Origin of the sequence: Candidatus Campylobacter infans (assembly GCF_013416015.1) — a bacterium.
In the GTDB taxonomy this organism is placed as follows: domain Bacteria; phylum Campylobacterota; class Campylobacteria; order Campylobacterales; family Campylobacteraceae; genus Campylobacter; species Campylobacter infans.
Window position 1 is genome coordinate 586,971 of record NZ_CP049075.1, and the last position, 15,921, is coordinate 602,891.

20 protein-coding genes are annotated in these 15,921 nt (G+C 29.3%); 1 reads left to right on the forward strand and 19 read right to left on the reverse strand.

Features of this window, described 5'->3' with window-relative positions:
• The 7 genes from CINF_RS03085 to CINF_RS03110 form a co-directional block, all read right to left on the reverse strand.
• Nucleotides 1–1,110, reverse strand: a complete 1,110-nt coding sequence (locus tag CINF_RS03085; RefSeq protein WP_179975707.1) for a DNA type IV secretion system protein ComB10 — start codon at nt 1,108–1,110, stop codon at nt 1–3.
• The gene (locus CINF_RS03090; protein WP_179975708.1) at nt 1,107–2,210 is read right to left on the reverse strand and encodes a TrbG/VirB9 family P-type conjugative transfer protein; all 1,104 of its coding nucleotides are present in this window, start codon (nt 2,208–2,210) and stop codon (nt 1,107–1,109) included. Before CINF_RS03090 ends, CINF_RS03085 begins: the two co-directional genes overlap by 4 nt.
• Nucleotides 2,207–2,866 (reverse strand): VirB8 family type IV secretion system protein, encoded by a 660-nt coding sequence (locus tag CINF_RS03095; RefSeq protein WP_179975709.1) that lies wholly within the window; start codon nt 2,864–2,866, stop codon nt 2,207–2,209. The genes CINF_RS03090 and CINF_RS03095 overlap by 4 nt, the downstream gene beginning before the upstream one ends.
• On the reverse strand, nt 2,866–2,991 hold the full coding sequence (locus CINF_RS09065; RefSeq protein ID WP_275690514.1) for a hypothetical protein: 126 nt from the start codon (nt 2,989–2,991) through the stop codon (nt 2,866–2,868). Before CINF_RS09065 ends, CINF_RS03095 begins: the two co-directional genes overlap by 1 nt.
• A gap of 4 nt (nt 2,992–2,995) precedes the next feature.
• A complete protein-coding gene (locus CINF_RS03100; protein WP_179975710.1) occupies nt 2,996–5,452 on the reverse strand; it encodes a VirB4 family type IV secretion/conjugal transfer ATPase in 2,457 nt (818 codons plus the stop codon).
• 3 nt (nt 5,453–5,455) lie between these two features.
• A complete protein-coding gene (locus tag CINF_RS03105) occupies nt 5,456–5,704 on the reverse strand; it encodes a hypothetical protein (protein WP_178696679.1) in 249 nt (82 codons plus the stop codon).
• A 294-nt stretch (nt 5,705–5,998) separates the two neighbouring features.
• Nucleotides 5,999–6,307, reverse strand: coding sequence for a hypothetical protein (locus CINF_RS03110; RefSeq protein WP_179975711.1), 309 nt, complete (start codon nt 6,305–6,307; stop codon nt 5,999–6,001).
• 636 nt (nt 6,308–6,943) lie between these two features.
• Here CINF_RS03110 and CINF_RS03115 point away from each other — a divergent pair.
• Entirely contained in the window at nt 6,944–8,539 is a 1,596-nt protein-coding gene (locus CINF_RS03115) for a relaxase/mobilization nuclease domain-containing protein (RefSeq protein ID WP_179975712.1), read from the forward strand.
• A 31-nt stretch (nt 8,540–8,570) separates the two neighbouring features.
• On the opposite strand, the gene CINF_RS03120 is transcribed toward CINF_RS03115, so the two are convergent.
• The 12 genes from CINF_RS03120 to CINF_RS03175 all read right to left on the reverse strand — a co-directional run bounded on the left by CINF_RS03120 (nt 8,571) and on the right by CINF_RS03175 (nt 15,915).
• Nucleotides 8,571–8,846 (reverse strand): type II toxin-antitoxin system RelE/ParE family toxin, encoded by a 276-nt coding sequence (locus CINF_RS03120; RefSeq protein ID WP_178696676.1) that lies wholly within the window; start codon nt 8,844–8,846, stop codon nt 8,571–8,573.
• Nucleotides 8,830–9,120 carry a hypothetical protein gene (locus tag CINF_RS03125; protein WP_178696675.1) on the reverse strand — a complete coding sequence of 97 codons (291 nt, stop codon included), beginning with the start codon at nt 9,118–9,120 and terminating at the stop codon, nt 8,830–8,832. Before CINF_RS03125 ends, CINF_RS03120 begins: the two co-directional genes overlap by 17 nt.
• Nucleotides 9,121–9,173: 53 nt before the next feature.
• A complete protein-coding gene (locus CINF_RS03130) occupies nt 9,174–9,914 on the reverse strand; it encodes a hypothetical protein (RefSeq protein ID WP_179975713.1) in 741 nt (246 codons plus the stop codon).
• Nucleotides 9,905–10,483, reverse strand: coding sequence for a hypothetical protein (locus tag CINF_RS03135; protein ID WP_179975714.1), 579 nt, complete (start codon nt 10,481–10,483; stop codon nt 9,905–9,907). The genes CINF_RS03130 and CINF_RS03135 overlap by 10 nt, the downstream gene beginning before the upstream one ends.
• Nucleotides 10,483–11,154: a ParA family protein gene (locus CINF_RS03140; RefSeq protein ID WP_178696672.1), complete on the reverse strand. Its 672-nt coding sequence runs from the start codon at nt 11,152–11,154 to the stop codon at nt 10,483–10,485. Before CINF_RS03140 ends, CINF_RS03135 begins: the two co-directional genes overlap by 1 nt.
• Before the next feature lie 9 nt (nt 11,155–11,163).
• Nucleotides 11,164–11,694: a hypothetical protein gene (locus CINF_RS03145; RefSeq protein ID WP_179975715.1), complete on the reverse strand. Its 531-nt coding sequence runs from the start codon at nt 11,692–11,694 to the stop codon at nt 11,164–11,166.
• Nucleotides 11,695–11,715: 21 nt separating this feature from the next.
• On the reverse strand, nt 11,716–11,973 hold the full coding sequence (locus tag CINF_RS03150) for a hypothetical protein (RefSeq protein ID WP_178696670.1): 258 nt from the start codon (nt 11,971–11,973) through the stop codon (nt 11,716–11,718).
• A gap of 220 nt (nt 11,974–12,193) precedes the next feature.
• Nucleotides 12,194–12,508: a hypothetical protein gene (locus CINF_RS03155; protein WP_179975716.1), complete on the reverse strand. Its 315-nt coding sequence runs from the start codon at nt 12,506–12,508 to the stop codon at nt 12,194–12,196.
• Between the two features lie 18 nt (nt 12,509–12,526).
• Nucleotides 12,527–13,291, reverse strand: a complete 765-nt coding sequence (locus CINF_RS03160; RefSeq protein WP_179975717.1) for a hypothetical protein — start codon at nt 13,289–13,291, stop codon at nt 12,527–12,529.
• Nucleotides 13,292–13,334: 43 nt separating this feature from the next.
• On the reverse strand, nt 13,335–13,835 hold the full coding sequence (locus CINF_RS03165) for a hypothetical protein (RefSeq protein ID WP_179975718.1): 501 nt from the start codon (nt 13,833–13,835) through the stop codon (nt 13,335–13,337).
• Between the two features lie 278 nt (nt 13,836–14,113).
• Entirely contained in the window at nt 14,114–15,313 is a 1,200-nt protein-coding gene (locus tag CINF_RS03170; protein ID WP_179975719.1) for a toprim domain-containing protein, read from the reverse strand.
• Complete coding sequence (locus CINF_RS03175; RefSeq protein ID WP_179975720.1) at nt 15,310–15,915, reverse strand: TrbM/KikA/MpfK family conjugal transfer protein; 606 nt, start codon at nt 15,913–15,915, stop codon at nt 15,310–15,312. The genes CINF_RS03170 and CINF_RS03175 overlap by 4 nt, the downstream gene beginning before the upstream one ends.
• Between the last annotated feature and the right edge of the window lie 6 nt (nt 15,916–15,921).

Below are 15,921 nucleotides of genomic sequence, written 5' to 3' on the forward strand. Positions count from 1 at the left end.
TTAGTTTTTAAAGTATCTTAGTAATACTTCATTGTTTTTTGGTTTTGCAAACCACATATGATTTGTAGGCACTAAGAAAATTCTACTGCCACTTCTAATTTCAATAGTTGGTTTTATTTGATTATGTTGCGCGATGATGTCTTGGACTATTGCGTTAATATCATTTTGCGCGCCTGAATAAATTTGTTCTTGGTATTGTGTTGTGGCACTACTATTTTTATTGATTTTTTGCGCTATGCCTAAAAGCAAAGCATTTGATACAGTGCTAATTGCTGTTGGCAAAGCATATCTATCAAAATATTTATTATTTACTACGCCTACTGCGCCACTCATACCCATATTATCAGCTGAGATAGCATTAGTTAGCATTATATTTACACCTTGTGGCGTAATAATTTCTCTCCAAAAAATTTCTAAGCGATTTTGTCCTATTTTTGCGTTATTTTGATAAAAGCCTATGGCTTTTGAGCCTCGCGGGATTAAAACTGCTTCACCCATTGTTGCGTAAATATCTTGTTCTATGATAGCTGTAATAATGCCGCTTAAATCGCTTGAAATTGCGGTAGTAAGTAATGCGGGTATTAATCTACCAGCGCGGATAGTTCTAAATAATTTATGCTCGTTAGTGGATATATCTATGCTTTGTTGATTTGTAAAGCCATTTACACCAAATTTGTTATCATCACTAAGATTTTTAATCTCTGCTGCGCGACTAGCTAAAATATTTTCTCTAATTAAGCTTTGATAATTTAATGGTAGCTTATTTATTTTATTTGCTTTGTTTTGCTTGGTTGGCTGTTGATTTGCTTGTGCTTTGTTTTCGTTATCTTCTAATTTTTCTTGGATTTTTTCTATTTTTGTTTGTTCTGGCTCTGCTTGTTCTTGTGGTTCTTGCGCTTTTTCATTATTTGCTTGTGTTTGTTGGTTTGTGTTGTTTTCATCGCTTATATCAATTGTTGTGCTTTTTGGTTGTGCTAGTCCTGCTTTTAATAAATAATCATCTACTGGGAATTTAGCGTCATTAAATAGATAATCTAAATTTTTTGGTATTTGATTTGTATTAGCTAATAAAAAAAGGGGTAAAAAAAGCGCGCTTGTTAATCTTTTCATTTTTGCTCGCTTTTTGTAGTGTTAAAATTTGCTTTATTTTGTGTTCTTGTTTGTTTTTGTGTGTTTTCTACGCATATATAGCTATCGCCACTTTTAATAGTAAATTTTGGATTAGTAGTTTCAGCAATGATATAATCGCCAATCGTTCTAGTTTCAATCGGGCTGTCTTGCTTATCAATTACGGCAAATATGGTAGGAATTTGTGGTAATTTATCTTTGCTATATTTGAAGTAAGTAAATTTTTTATCACTAAATATCTCTTCTGCAACTAGCCACGAATTTGCCTTTTTATATTTTTGTGTGTAATTATCGTTTATATCACTTTTTTTTACTTTTACTTCGGCTATGCCGTCTTTAATCACAAAATAATCATTGTTTGTTTGCTCTGCGTTGTCTTGCGTTGCTTGATTATTGCTTTTTATGTGAATTAAAAATTTAGGATTATCTTTGCTCTTATAATCTGTTGAGTAAAGATAAAATGTGTGTATGTTTTTATCTTTTGTAAAAATTGTAAGGCTTGTATCAATGCCTATTAACAGTGGCTTGATTACTAGTGCGCTTGGCGTGTTTGGCACTGCTTCTGCTTTAAAATTTTTATCGCCTACAATAAAACTATCAATGTCGCTATCGAATATTAGCGTTGTTGCCATAGCAAAACGGGTGCGAATTTTGTGCGTTTTGTTTGGCTGAAATTCTATTTCGCTTGTATTTTCAAACCCGCTATAATTTTTATTAAAAAAATTCTTTTGTAGAGCTTTTAAATCTTGGTTTCTCATAGCTTGCTTGATTAATTCTAATTCATTTGCGCTTATTTCATCTTCGTTATTATTTTTGCTATTATTTTTGCTTTTTCTGCCTTGTTGTAATTGCTTTATTTCTTCTTGCGCTTGTCTTATTTGTTCGAATTCTTGTGCTAAATTTTGTTCTGCTTGCTCGTATAATTGTGCTGAATTTTGAGTGTAACTAGAATTAGAATTTACGGCAATTGAGCTTTTTATTATATTTTGTGGATTATGTTCTTGGTTTGTTGCAAATATACTCTCACCATTATTTGCATATAAAGAAAAAGCTAGTAAATTTAAACAAAATATTTTTTTCATTTATTATCCTTTTTCACAAAATCATCTACTTTTTCTACCGCATATTTTAAAACTTGAAAACCTGTTGGATTTTTGATTGTGCTATTGTAAGTGTCCATAACTTCTTTAAAATCAAATTCTAATGTAGCACGCCATTTGGTGATTTCATCTTTGTCGCTTTTTGTGATGTTATTTACTGTTGCTACATAATCTACTTGTGCTATATTCTTTTGTAAAATTGACACATTAACTATTCTTATTTCGCGTGTTATATTAGAAGTAGCATAAATACTGTTTGGATTTTTTACAATATTTTGAAAAGTTACCCATACTTCTTTTTTGCTTTGAATTCTTGTAGTTTCATAGCGTTGTATATCATCTATGCGATTTATTTTCTCTCTATTTTTTACATAGCCTGCTAGAATGCTTTTTAATAAAGCTAAATCACTTCTTACATCTAATGTTGCTGGTTTTACTTTTACAAAATTTGTATCGCCATCTGAAAAAAACATTAAGTATGGCTTAACTTCTTTTAGTGGGGCTATTGCTATAATGGCACCTGCTAACAATATTACAGATACACCTAAAATCATAATTATATAAAGCATATAAGCTTTAATATTTCTTTCTAATTTAAAAAGAAAATTTGGGTCTTTTTTTGGCTCGTTAAGTATCATCATATAACCTTAATTTGTGTTTGTACATCATAGCAAGCACAAGGGCTTGTGCGCTCTATTGTTTTTGAGCCACACCCGCTTAAAATTAATGCACCTAGAATTGCTAAAAAAATTACTTTTTTCATTTGTTTATCCTTTATAATTTAAAAATTGCTCGCGCCAATTTTGTTGTGGGTTGAGTGGGTCTTTTAATTGTTTAATTAATTTTACATTGTCTGCAGAGCTAGAAAAGATTTTTAAATGATTGCCTAAACGCATTAAATTTACATCTAATACTGCGCTTTCTTGCCTAATAGGTGATTTTAAAAGCACTTTTCTTGCTCTCATATCAGTTTCTTGTAAAAATTTAGCTTCACTTTCAGTAAGTCCAATTGTGTTTTTTAACATTTCAAGCGTGCCAGCACTAGTGGTTGGATAAATAATATAATTAGCCATATTGCCTAAGAAATTTTGAGCGTCTTTAAGTTTGTCAAAAATTGATATATCTTGAAAAGCTAAGCACATAACCCCGCCAATTTTTCGTGCTTCTAATACTGCTTCAACGATTTTATTTCGTAAATTTTCTTCTTCTACATAATCTCTAAATTCATCAATAAAACAAAAAAAGCCTCTTCTAACGCCATTTTTAGCCCTATTTTTTAGTTTATGAAAAATATAAAGTGCTAAAAGCGCGCTATTTGTTTTGTTTGAATTTGTTAAGCCGTCCATATTAATCACGCTTAATTGCTGAGTAAAATTTAAAGCGTCTTGGCTATTATTAAAAATACTATATTTGTAGAGATTAAATTTTGTTTTTAACAAATTTGCTAATTCTTTACTACTTTCCCCACTACTTATGCTTTCTATAAAATTTGTTAATTGTATGGTGTCTTTGGTTTCTTTATTATTATATACGCGTGTTAGCGTTTCTTGGATAATTCTTTTTTCTTCTGCGTTTTCATCGCTTAGGCCTGCCATAGTATTAAGCCATTGTTCTAAAAAAGCCAAATTTTCTGGTGTTGGGTCTAAGCTAAATGGATTTATTTTAAAATCATCGCTAGTGCTATAAGTGCCATTAACATAATTAGTAAAAGCATACATACCATTTAACTTATCTAATGCTAGTATGTCAATATCATACTTGAATAAATTACACATTAAAAATTGTGTTAGCGTTGTTTTACCACTGCTTGAGCCACCAATAATCATCGTATGTCCTAGCGGTTTATCTGCGTTTTCTTCACAATGAAAATTAAAGAAAAATGGCGTTCCATTTAAGTGTCTAAAAGTTGTTACTGCTTCATCGCCCCAATCGTTTTTATTAAAGCCTGTGATTTCTTTTTCAAAAGTGCAAATAGTAGATAAATTGCTAGTTTTTAGCGTTTTTTTACGGGCGTTTAAATTTCCACGGCTAGCAAAAAATGAAAAATAAAGTGCTTTTTGGTTCAAGTCTTCTCTAACTACTGAGAGGCCTTGAAGCTTTAAAATGTTAATAATTGTATTAGCATTTTCATTTAATTCTTTTTGGCTATCAGCTTTCAAATAAATACTATAACTTACTTCTATTAAGTTTTCTCTATCAGCTGTTATTAATTCTAATAAATCGCTTAATTCATTTTTTACTATCTCAGCTGAAAAAGCCGAAGTTTCTCTAATTTTTTTAATTGCTTTTTCTTTATTGTATGCCCTTAAATGTAAAAATACGCTGTATTCAATAGGACATCTTAAAAGCTTTGAAGTAAGCAAAGAGCTAATATTTTCGCTTTCATAAGCTTTTATACTAATAAAGCAAGAATAAATTTCTTTATTTTCGTTTGTGTTGTGTAAAATATAATTTTTATAAAATGTTGCATTGCTTGTAATAAAACAATCGCTTAAAATTTCGTATGTATATTTTAAATTAGTTTCATCGGCGTTAGCATAGCTTGCATAAAAATTTATTAAATCATCACTACTAAGAATTCGTGGTCTAAACATACTGAGTTCGCCGAATATTTTTTGTTGAAAATCTATAAGTAATTTATATTTTTGTTGATAAATTTTTTCTTGCGTGTTTTCTTCGTTTTGCTCTTTTGTAATTTTATCTCTAAAACTTTCAAGCGAGCCTGTTAAGATTTTTTTTGTGGTAGATACTATTAAAAAATACCTTATGTTGTATATGTCTTGGTTAAAGCTGCCATATTTTTTTATAATTTCGTTTGCGTATTCGTTTGTGCTATTTCTTAATATGCTTGTAGATTTGCTTAGTTTTTTTTCAGTTACGATATTTATTTCTAATTGACTATTTATTTTGTTAAAAAATTCGACTTTGTTTTGAATTAGTTGCGCTTCTTCTTCTAGCGTAAGTGCTGCATAGCTAGTTCCTAATAATTCAAATCCAATTGCTAGGTTGCCATCTTGTGTTGCAATTACTTCTTCACTAATTTTCGCGCAAATATTCATTTCTTCTGCCATTGAATAAACTTTTGGCTGAAAAGATGTCAAAATTTTATCAACAGTTCTATTGATATTGAGCTTGCTTTGTTGCGTTTTATTTTGTTGTTCGTTGCTTTCTTTTTTGTTATTATTGCTATTTTTTTTAAAAAGTAAATGAAATAATCCACCCATTATTTACCTTTTTAAAATTTTAGAGCCAAAATTCATACAAATTTTTATTGAAATTAAAACTAAAAAAGCCCAGCCAATAATTCCTAATATCATAAGAGCAAGCCAATTTGTTGTAGGTTCCATAGCAAAAAATGCTATTAAAAACATTATTGCTACCCAAATAATTCCAAATATTGCTGAAATTATATTCACTACATTTTTATTGATGTTAAGCTTGCTTTGTTGGTTACTATTTTCAAATAATCCACCCATTTTTTTACCTTTTATGCATAAAATTTATTTGATTTTATTTTAAACTTAGAGCCAAAAATTTTGTAAATGTCTTCATCAAAAAATTCTAATGTGAAAAAAAAGCAATACAAAAAGATTATTACAAAGATTGAATATAAAACTAAAAAAAACCAGCTAATAAATCCTAAAATTATAAGAGCAAGCCAACTCGTTGTAGTTAGCCCTTTAATTTTAGTTTTTTTTGTTAAATCTATAAAACATTTTGAAATAAATGCCATTTTGTTTTTACTTTTTTATAAATATTTTCTAAAATTTTTACATCATTGCAGATGATAAGCCATAGACGGCACCAATCACAATTAAAGCACCAACTAATAATTTTGCGTGCTGTTTAATTTGTTCCATAGCAAAAAATGCCATTAAGAGCATTATTACTATCCAAATAATTCCCAATGTGGCTGAAATTGTATTTACTACGCTAGCAATACTGCTACCAACATTTTCAATCTCAGCATTAATATCTGTTGCTAATTTATCGGCGATATTAGTGTTACCTTTTGCAAAAAGAAAAGTTTGTAGAGCTACAAAAACTGCTAAAAATTTGCCTAGAAGTTTTGTTTTCATTTTTGTTCCTTTGAAAAATTTTTGGGATAATACTTGAAAAAAATTTTTAATGCAATGTGGCAAATTGCGGATAATAAATGCCATAAAATATTGTAGTAATAATGATTTTATAAAATTATGTTTTCGCAAATTTTCGATTTTTGCGATATTCATTTACTTTTCTAATTAATCTTAAATATTGAAATAATTTTGTTTAATGCTAAAAAATTTTTAATTTTTTTTCCGCAATTTGCCACCATTAAAAATTTTTTGAATTTTTATAAATTTTTTTTGAATTTTTATGACTTCTTTTAAAAATATGAATAAAACTTCTTTCATTTTTTTCAACTATGCTTTTAAAATTTTGCTTGAAAAAAAATTTTTAAAAGCATAGTTGAAAATCTAAATTAAAAACTTTTTGCGCTCGCCACAAAAAGTTTTTTAATTATTTTTGAAAAAAAATTAAATGCTTTAAAATATGAAAAAACGCGACTTAAAACGCGATTATTTCATATTTTGAGAGCATTTACAGCACACATAAGGGGTTATCCTGCTACTTTACACAAAACTTATTTTTTGCTACAATTCTTCTTGATTTATGTTACAAATATTTTTTAGCATTGTTGTAAAAATATTTTTGAAAAGGGATAAAATTTTATGGGTTATAATAGTTCTAGTGGCTATTCTTTATTCGATGAAAAAGAAAAAATTATCCATTCTGGCTACACTAATATAAAAACTAAAACACACGAAGTTTATTTTAAAAATAGTTTGCAAATAATTCATAATTCTTTTAAAACTAATTCAAAAGAGCCAAAGCAATGTGTAGTAAAAATGATAAGTAATTTAAACTCAGCTGGCGCAAAAAATGCTTTAAACTATATTAGCAAAAATAGTGAAGATAATTTATTCATTGATGATTGGGGCAGAGAAAAAAGCGCAAAAGAAATTTTTAAAGATTGGCAAAAAGATTTTGGCAAAAATGAAAATTCAAAAGATGTATGGCATTTAGTTTTTTCTTTAAAAGAAAATAGTATGAGCGCAAATGATATTTTTGGTTTTAAGTTAGCTGTTAGCAATGCACTGCATGAAAATTTTGGAGAGCATAAGTTTGCGATGGCTTTACATTCTCACCAAAATAATCCACATATTCACGTGCTAATTAATAAAAGAAATATTTTTACAGGCAAAAAAATTCATTTTGATAAAAGAGAAGAAATAAAAGAATTTTTTAATAAAATTAGAGATGATTACACTAATGAATTAAACGAGCTTGGATTTAATTATGTAAATAGAAATTGTATGCAAAAAGATTTAAGCACGGAAATAAAAAAAGCTAGCAAAGCTTTACAAAATGACTATGATACAGACTACAAAATTAGAAATATTTATGACAATATTATACAAAATTTAGAAAAAGATTATCTAAATAAACATAAACGAAGTCAGGCACTTTTAGAGCAAATAGATGAAAAAAAGGCAAAAAGTGATGAGCTGTGGCAACTTTTTATGCAATATAAAAATAAAAATAATAAAAAATTTTACAAATATAATAAAGAATTAAAAGAATTAAACGCTGAAATTTTATCATTAATAGACTTATTCCAAAAAGAGCAAAACGATATTAAAGATTTTAATAAAAAATTAGGCGTAATTAATAATTCAGCTAACGACCATTACTATAAGCACACAGAGGGCAACTATAAAATTTTAAAGAATTTTTGTAATGAGTTTGAAAAAAAATATTTAAAAACTGCGAATAAAAGCACGCGTGATTTTTATTTAAAAGCTAAGAATGAATTAGATTTATTAAAAAATAACTTAGATAATACTTTGCTACAAAATGTAGATAGCGCACTTGTTTATTCTAAATTATTTTGTAAAAAAGAAAATTCCTTTGATATGATTAAAAAGTTAAATTTATTAGAAAAAAACGCTTATGCGCTAAAAGGTTGTGATTTTTTAAACATAGATGAAAAAGAAAAATACGAGAAAATGTTTGAAAATAACAATAAAATTTTAAAAGATATGCTTAATACTCGCTTTGAAAAAATTAGTAAAATAGTAAATGAAAAGGGGCTAGAAAAAAGCTCTTTTATTTACAAAGAATATGAAAAAGCGGGCAAATTCTTAGGTAAAATCACCACGCCTAAAATTCAAAATAACATTAAGCAAGAAAAAATTAATCAAAATTACAATTACTATACGCCAAATACAAACACTGAGAGCCAAAATAGGGGATTTAGTAGGTAAAATTTTAAATTATAATTAAGCTCAGCCATAGTTACTTCTTAAATAAATTGCTATGAGAGCCTACATTAAAGCAATATAAAGTTAAAATATCGTTTCGCTTTTGGTAGATTAAAAGCAAATCAGACTTTATGTGGCATTCTCTAAAATTTTTAAATTTGCCTAAAAGTTGATGGTCTTTGTATTTTAACTCTAAATTTTCATCATTTGCTAATCGTTTTATTAGAGCATTAACTTCCGCTTGTTCGTTTTTATCGAGCTTTTTAAGACTTTTTAAATACCTTTTTGAGAATTCAATTTTTCTCATCATTTACAGCCTTTAAATACTCGTTAAAATTTTCGCAATGTATCAATTCGCCTCTTTCGATTTCTGCAATAGCTTCTAAAAGCTCATTGCTTGGCTCTCGCCATTTTTCCATTATTGCATCTTGGATTAAATGCCTTTTTTCCACAATAGTCTTAACTTTGGCTTTGAGTGCTAAAAATTCAGCTTTTAACTTTGCCTCTCTACTTTCGGTTGCATCGAGCATTTTTTTTAGCTGTCTTTCGCTATAATTGCTGTAATTTTGTGTTTTAGCTGACATTGCTTTCCCCCTTTTGTTGATTTTTACTAACCGAGCTACTTTTAAAATTTTTCTTATTCCTGCCCTAATAAAATTTGCTCTATTTTTTCTTTGCTGTTGCCTAGTTGAAGTAGTTTATTTCTTACTGCTTCTACTGGGTAAAGCATAGCATTTGGGCCGCGCCCTTGTGGTATGCCCTCAATGTATAAATAATTCGTTTTATCACCATTTTTGCTGGCTAATTGATTTATAGTGTTAATTGACATACGCAAAATTTTTGCTAATTCTTTTCGCGTAAAAAACTCTTTTACTATATCTCTTTTTGTATCCAAAATTTTACCTGTGATATACTCTTTTAGGCTTTTATTTTCTAAGAGCGCGTTTTGTTCAAGCGTTTTTATTTCTGTATTGCTAAAAAGATTTGTTGTCTTATAAGCAAAAAATAATTTCATAGTGTTATATTCAACTTGTTTCATTTCTAATTTTAAGGCTTTTTCTTTTAATGCTAGCGCAATGCTTTCATCGTAATTTTCTAAGCGGAGCATTTTGCTAGGCTTTGTTAGGTTTTCTTTTTGAAAATTTTTAGCAAGTTCTAATTTATATTTTATAAAATTTGTTATTGGCACATTACATCTAAAACTACTAAACCAAATTTTTTTAATCGCTTCATCACTAAAAAATTCATTCTCGCTAAGCATAAGATTGAGCATAAATTCAGTGCTTTTTATGTTAAGACGGCGCGTTTTTAGCTTTATATCTATTAAATCTTTTGGATAAAATTTATAAAATATTATATTTACGCATTTTACGCGCATTTTTCATCTTTTTTTAAAATTTTATTTGATATTAAATTTATCAATGTTTGATTTGCTTGGTTGCTTTGTTTTATAAGAGAGCTTAGCTCTTTTTCATTAAAAATATTTTGAGTTTCTAAAATCACTTTTAGTTTTATGTAAATAAAATTATTTAATGTTAAATTCTGCGCTTTTGCTCTTTGTTTAAGTGCTTCTCTTATATCGCTTGTGTAGGTTACTAATCTACTTGCATTTACTTCTCTATTTTTATCTAACACTTCGGGTTTAGCATAATCAATAAAGCCTAAGCTAAATTTTATAAAATCACTAATTGCAAGATTGCTCCAAGTAGCTTTTTTGTAAATTTCAACTATTGCTTCATCGCTAAAATATTGGCTGTCTTCAAGTATGGTATTTTTGATGTATTCACCAAAAGTGCAAATTCTTTTTGTTTTTTCATTGATTTTTGCTAGCATTTCTTTTGGCAAGCTTATCATCATTTTTATTTGTTTATTTTCGTTATTGTCTGCGCTTACGCCATTAACAAAATCATCAAAATTTTTATTTCTACTAGCTTTTTTGAAATTCATTATGTTCCTTTCGCTTTGCTGATTTCTTTACACAAATTTTGTATTTCTCCACTAGCTTTTGAATTTTTGTTTAACTCAAAAACGCCTCTACCCATTTGAATTGCTACTTTAAACGCTTCTCTTTCATAGATGATTGTATTTGCTAATTTAATATAATCTAAATCATCTTTTATCAAGTCTTTGATGTATTCAATTAGCGTGTCTTTTTTGCTTGTCAAAAAGGGGTTAGTAGCAACCCTATTCATCACAATTAAAGCTTTCAAGCTAGAATTTACTTTTTTGGCTTCTCTTAAACGCTCTATCATTAAATCTAGCACGCTTATGTCTAGTTGGCTTGCCGTTGTTGGTATTAGCACTAAATCACTTAAAGCTATTGCTATGCGCGCATCTTTGCTATCGCGCCCGCCTGTGTCAATAAGCAGAATTTCTTTTTCTTGCTTGTGCTTAGTTAAAAATTCTTTTAAATCATCGCCATTTTTATAAGTGTAATTAAAAACTTTTTCTAGCTTTTCATCATCTCTAATACTTAAAAAAACGCTAATTGATTTTTGGGGGTCGCTATCTATTAGCCATAGCGGTTTTTTAGCTTGCGTGGCTAAATATGTAGCTATATTTATGCTTAGCGTGCTTTTGCCACTGCCACCTTTTTCATTACATATTGAGATTATCATTTTTTGTTCTCACAAATCAATGTAATTTTCATCTTGAGCGGTGGTGTTAAAATAGCTCTGCTCCACAAAGCTCTCGCGCCCAAGCTCTCTATAATCAAGTGCTTTTATTAGCGCGTTTAGCTTGCTCTCTATCTCTTTGCTTTGCTCGCCTTGCTCGATAACTTCGAGTGAGTCTAAATTGACTACCCATCCGCGATAGAGCAAAATTTCTACATCATAATATTCGTTGCTCTCCCAAGTTTCATCAAGTTCAAAGCCATCATCGTCAATTGTATGCTCTAATAAATCAATAAAAAAATTATCAACCACCAGCGCGCGCAAGTCGATGATATTATTTAGAATATCGCTTATTAGCGTTTTATCGTTAATATCTAAAACTTGGCTTAGCACCACGGCGCGATTTGGCGTTTGCCAGCTCTTGTTATATTCAGCAAATCTTAAAATATCACGGCGTGATGTAATGCCCCAACCATCCGCGAATTTGTAGATTAAATCGCCCTCGTAAGTTTCGCCAACGGGGCACCCTAATTGTTCTTGCATTTTCTTTTCTACTTTCAAATATCACCAATGCTTGATTGTGGATTTATGCATTTCTTCTGACCTTTTAGCACCATTTTCGTTTAAACAGCCAAAACGCTTCATATAGTTTTTTTTGTCTTTATCATCATTTTCTTCTGGGTATAATTTGTAGCAATCTAAATATTCACTATCACTACCACTTGTTTTTGCGCTTTGGCTCATTTGTGGTTTTGGCAAGTTAAGCTCTGTGCAACCTGTAAAAAGTGCAATAATTGCACTTAATGCTAAAATTTTTTTCATTGTTTTATCCTTTTTAATAATATAAATTGTAATGTAAATTATAATAAATTTACACTTAAAAAAATATTAAATAACACTAAAAATGTTATAACTTACTTCCTTACTTTGAAAATTTGCGCGGGCAAGCTAAGCCCGCAATATAACCTACTACCTAAATTCGCTTAATTTAACAATTTGCGCGGGCGATTGCCCGCAAATTTTAAAATATCTCTTGCTATTTTTAATCTCGCTTGCTAAACTCATTTTTAACGCTCTCCCATAATTTTTTATACCACTTTTTTGATTTTTCTTTTTCAAGCCGAGTTTTATACCATTCCACGTCAGCCATCAAGAATTCGATTTCTTCCTCTGCTAGTTCATACAAAAGTTTGTATGTAATACCATTTTCGCTAACATTTTTGTCTTGAGCTTTATTTTTTAAATTCTCTCTCATAACTCGCCCTATATAATATTTTTTAGGTTCTATCGTATTTTTTATTTCAGTTTTTAACTTAGAAAAAATTTTTTCTTTGTTAGTGGCATCTATAAAACTCATTTTTTAGCCCTCGCTTTTTCAAAGCTCTCTATCTTGCATGTCGTGGCGAACCATATTGTTGAAAAAAAGGTAATTAAAGGTAACGCGATTGTTTATTATTGCGCCATATAATCCTTCTTTAGCTTTTTTTAGCAAGCTGTCGGCGTTTTCGATAATTTCTTGTGCGCTTTTGTAATGATAATAAGCGTCTAGCGAGTTCAGCTGCTCGCTAGATTGTTCTACTAGCTCTTTTATCGTAGTAATAGCTTCTACAACATCAACGCGCGTTTCATTTATTGTGTAATGATAGCCATCGCATTTGAAATATTCTAAATCGCCATAATTAGTAAAAGCACTAATTTTATCGCTAATATTCATAATCTCATCTATTAGCTCGCTGTTGTCGTCATCTCCTGCGACTTCTAGTTTATACTCAATGCATATTTCTACATCTTTGATAAAATTTGTGTATTCTTTCCACACTGAATTAACTGCTTCTCTTTTGTCGCGGCTGGCTGGGATGCTATTTTCATATAATGCTGTGTTATATCTATAAGCATAATCATCAATTATATTCATTGCGTATTCTGTAAATAGGTTCTCGCGTTCTGGATATGTAAGCACACTATAAGCAAAAAACCACTCATCATCGCAAGTATCTACTACTTCATTGACTAACTCGAAATTCTCGTTATTAAGAATTTCTAAAAATCTTTTTTGTTCTTGCTCATCTAGCATTTCATTTAAAAATTTTGGTAGCTCGCTCTCTGCCAAATTTTGTTTAAAAACATTTTCTTTTTTCATTTTTTCTCCTTTTATTGAAATTTGCGCGGTTGCCCGCAATATTTTAAATTTTTATTCCATAGCCTGGTGTTAATTCAATATTATAATTTATATCATTGTTTATAAAAACCTTGTTTTTCTTGTTGCATTCTAAGTAGAAATTTGCTTGTTTTAAAAATTTGTGTGTAAATTCTAAAAATTCGTGTGTATATTTATCATTAAAATTTCTAGCTATTTTGTCAAACTCGCTAACCAAATTTTTCCCGCGCGTGATTAACTCTATTATATTTATGCGTTCATTGTTAATTTTGTATGTTGTTTTTTCGTCTTTGTCTTTTATATCATAATTTAAAGTATCTTTAAAGCAAAATACAGCAAAAGAAAAAACATATTCAGCGCAAACTTTGCTGAGTAGTTGTTTCAAAAGTTCCTTTTGTTCTTGCGTTCTATACTCACTGTCAGCTGCCATACACCAATTAGCCAAATTTCTTAATACTATGGCATATTCGTCCCAAACTCCCATTTTTGTTTCAAATTCCCATATTTCATCATATTTTGTTTTCATCTTTTTTCCTTTTGTTTTGATAGCATAATTATACACAAAAAAAGCTTAAATTACACTTAATTTAAAATATTTTTCTTATACTGAGCTTTTAAAATTTTAGCTTTATTTTTTAAGCACAAAATGCCTGTAAAATCACATAATCCCCGCAAAAGTTTATTTTTTCCCCTTTTTTTGTGGTGTTAGCCACTAATAAATTATTTATAATAAAAGTAGTAATAAAAAGAATAATAAAAAGAATAATAAAAAGAATAATAAACGGGACTTATTCCCGTTTTGATTTAAATACTTCTGCTTTGAAAATTACCGCTAATTTCTTTGACTTGTTTAAAAGTTTTTTCTATTCTTTCAAAATTAAAGTTTATTGCCTGGCTTGCTTTTTCTTTTAATAATTGAAATTTTGGATAATCTTTTTGATTTGTTTTAATAAAGGCTTCATCTCTTGCTTGCGGTAAAAGAATATCGTATTTTTCTTTTACATAATTAGCATTTTTTTCTAATTTCATAACTTCTTGTAAAATGGCACTATGGCTTAATTCTTTTGGCTTAATATGTAAAGCCTGCGAGATTATTAAATCATCGTTAAAATCTTTTAAAATGGGATTTATGATGGTTACTTTTTCTTTTGATAATACTTGTAAGGCTTTTTCTTTGTATTCTTTGCCTGCTTTATCATTATCAAAACCTAGAATAAAATTAGCGTCTTTGCATTCATCTTGTAAATATTTTAAAACTTCATTGTGTGCTTTTGTAAATTGTCCGTTTGTAGCACACAATAACACATCTTTTGAGTTGTAATTGTGTATTTGTGCTAATGATATACTATCAATAATGCTTTCACAAATAATGATATGCTGAATTTGTGCTTTTTTGCTTTCTTTTGATTTTAAAATTTCTAAGCCTTTTTCACCATAGCATAGCTGTTTAATTGGCTTATCATATAATTTGCCGTCTTTGTCTTTTTTTATTGGATTATTTAAATAATTCACAAAACCACTTTGGGTTAGCAAATTTTTATCATAAACTTGATTTACTATAAATGTAGGCACGGCAATATTATTGTAACTATCAGTTTTTAAGCCTGAAAAAAGGGATAAAAATTCTTTATCAATTTTTCTTTTTTCCGTAAAATAATTGCTTTCTTTTATATTTTCTAATTCTTTGTATTTTTTAATCGCAAAAACATTGCTATACTCGGCATTTATAGGGATTTCATCTTTAAAATCGCTAATTGCTTTCCCGTTTAGCAAATCATCAGGCTTTATGCCACGATTGCGACAAAAATTATAAATATTGCCCCTATCTCTATCATCTTGGGGGTTAAAATAGAGATAATCACCATTTTTACTTCTGCTTACAATAACTTTATCGCTGTTTTGATTTTTTAATACGCGCCAACTTTGACTATCTTTATTTCTATCGTAAATGTAGCCATTATTGGCAAGAATTTCATTTAAAGGTATTTTAGTTAGATTATTCATTCATCAACTTCCCAACCACAACTAATTCCACGCCCTTTGGCGTGGCATTTATAACTTAAAGGTTCGCTTTCACATTCTTTTGGTAAAGTAGGCGGATTTTTTGGTGTTAAAATAAGACTAATTGCGAGCCTATTACCCAATGTTAATCCTTTCTCTTGAAAATCATTATTAGTTATTTGTTTCTTTTGACGGCATTCAATATCATCAATAATGCAAGATTTATAAACGCCTGGTTGCGAATTTAAATGGCTAGGTTCGCAATATTTATTAGTTATTTTAGAAAACGCGCCTGCTACAATTGCGTCTTTAATAGCTTGCATTTGGGGTGTATTATCTGCGGGGCATTTGTTTAAGAATTGCTTGCGTTTATTTGCTGTGTCGCTTGGTTTTTTGCCTATAATTGAAAAATATTTTTTTACGCTTGGTTTGCATTCGCTAGGGCGTGAGCTTGCCGGTAAGCATAAAATAGCTTCGCAAGCGGATTTTTGGTCGCCTTGTAATGTTTGATTAGCCAAATTTTGTGATAATGGCAACTCTAAATTTTGATTTGCGCTTAATGCTAGTGCGCTAGCTAAGCTTAACATAAATAATGATTTTTTCATATTTTG

Bases quoted from the DNA above. Each gene is read 5' to 3' on its own strand.
- CINF_RS03100 (WP_179975710.1), bottom strand. From the start codon at position 5,452: ATGGGTGGATTATTTCATTTACTTTTTAAAAAAAATAGCAATAATAAC.
- CINF_RS03135 (WP_179975714.1), bottom strand. From the start codon at position 10,483: ATGAATTTCAAAAAAGCTAGTAGAAATAAAAATTTTGATGATTTTGTT.
- CINF_RS03175 (WP_179975720.1), bottom strand. From the start codon at position 15,915: ATGAAAAAATCATTATTTATGTTAAGCTTAGCTAGCGCACTAGCATTA.
- CINF_RS03090 (WP_179975708.1), bottom strand. From the start codon at position 2,210: ATGAAAAAAATATTTTGTTTAAATTTACTAGCTTTTTCTTTATATGCA.
- CINF_RS03095 (WP_179975709.1), bottom strand. From the start codon at position 2,866: ATGATACTTAACGAGCCAAAAAAAGACCCAAATTTTCTTTTTAAATTA.
- CINF_RS03105 (WP_178696679.1), bottom strand. From the start codon at position 5,704: ATGGGTGGATTATTTGAAAATAGTAACCAACAAAGCAAGCTTAACATC.
- CINF_RS03085 (WP_179975707.1), bottom strand. From the start codon at position 1,110: ATGAAAAGATTAACAAGCGCGCTTTTTTTACCCCTTTTTTTATTAGCT.
- CINF_RS03165 (WP_179975718.1), bottom strand. From the start codon at position 13,835: ATGAAAACAAAATATGATGAAATATGGGAATTTGAAACAAAAATGGGA.
- CINF_RS03155 (WP_179975716.1), bottom strand. From the start codon at position 12,508: ATGAGTTTTATAGATGCCACTAACAAAGAAAAAATTTTTTCTAAGTTA.
- CINF_RS03115 (WP_179975712.1), top strand. From the start codon at position 6,944: ATGGGTTATAATAGTTCTAGTGGCTATTCTTTATTCGATGAAAAAGAA.
- CINF_RS03110 (WP_179975711.1), bottom strand. From the start codon at position 6,307: ATGAAAACAAAACTTCTAGGCAAATTTTTAGCAGTTTTTGTAGCTCTA.
- CINF_RS03140 (WP_178696672.1), bottom strand. From the start codon at position 11,154: ATGATAATCTCAATATGTAATGAAAAAGGTGGCAGTGGCAAAAGCACG.
- CINF_RS03120 (WP_178696676.1), bottom strand. From the start codon at position 8,846: ATGATGAGAAAAATTGAATTCTCAAAAAGGTATTTAAAAAGTCTTAAA.
- CINF_RS03170 (WP_179975719.1), bottom strand. From the start codon at position 15,313: ATGAATAATCTAACTAAAATACCTTTAAATGAAATTCTTGCCAATAAT.
- CINF_RS03125 (WP_178696675.1), bottom strand. From the start codon at position 9,120: ATGTCAGCTAAAACACAAAATTACAGCAATTATAGCGAAAGACAGCTA.
- CINF_RS09065 (WP_275690514.1), bottom strand. From the start codon at position 2,991: ATGAAAAAAGTAATTTTTTTAGCAATTCTAGGTGCATTAATTTTAAGC.
- CINF_RS03145 (WP_179975715.1), bottom strand. From the start codon at position 11,694: ATGCAAGAACAATTAGGGTGCCCCGTTGGCGAAACTTACGAGGGCGAT.
- CINF_RS03150 (WP_178696670.1), bottom strand. From the start codon at position 11,973: ATGAAAAAAATTTTAGCATTAAGTGCAATTATTGCACTTTTTACAGGT.
- CINF_RS03130 (WP_179975713.1), bottom strand. From the start codon at position 9,914: ATGCGCGTAAAATGCGTAAATATAATATTTTATAAATTTTATCCAAAA.
- CINF_RS03160 (WP_179975717.1), bottom strand. From the start codon at position 13,291: ATGAAAAAAGAAAATGTTTTTAAACAAAATTTGGCAGAGAGCGAGCTA.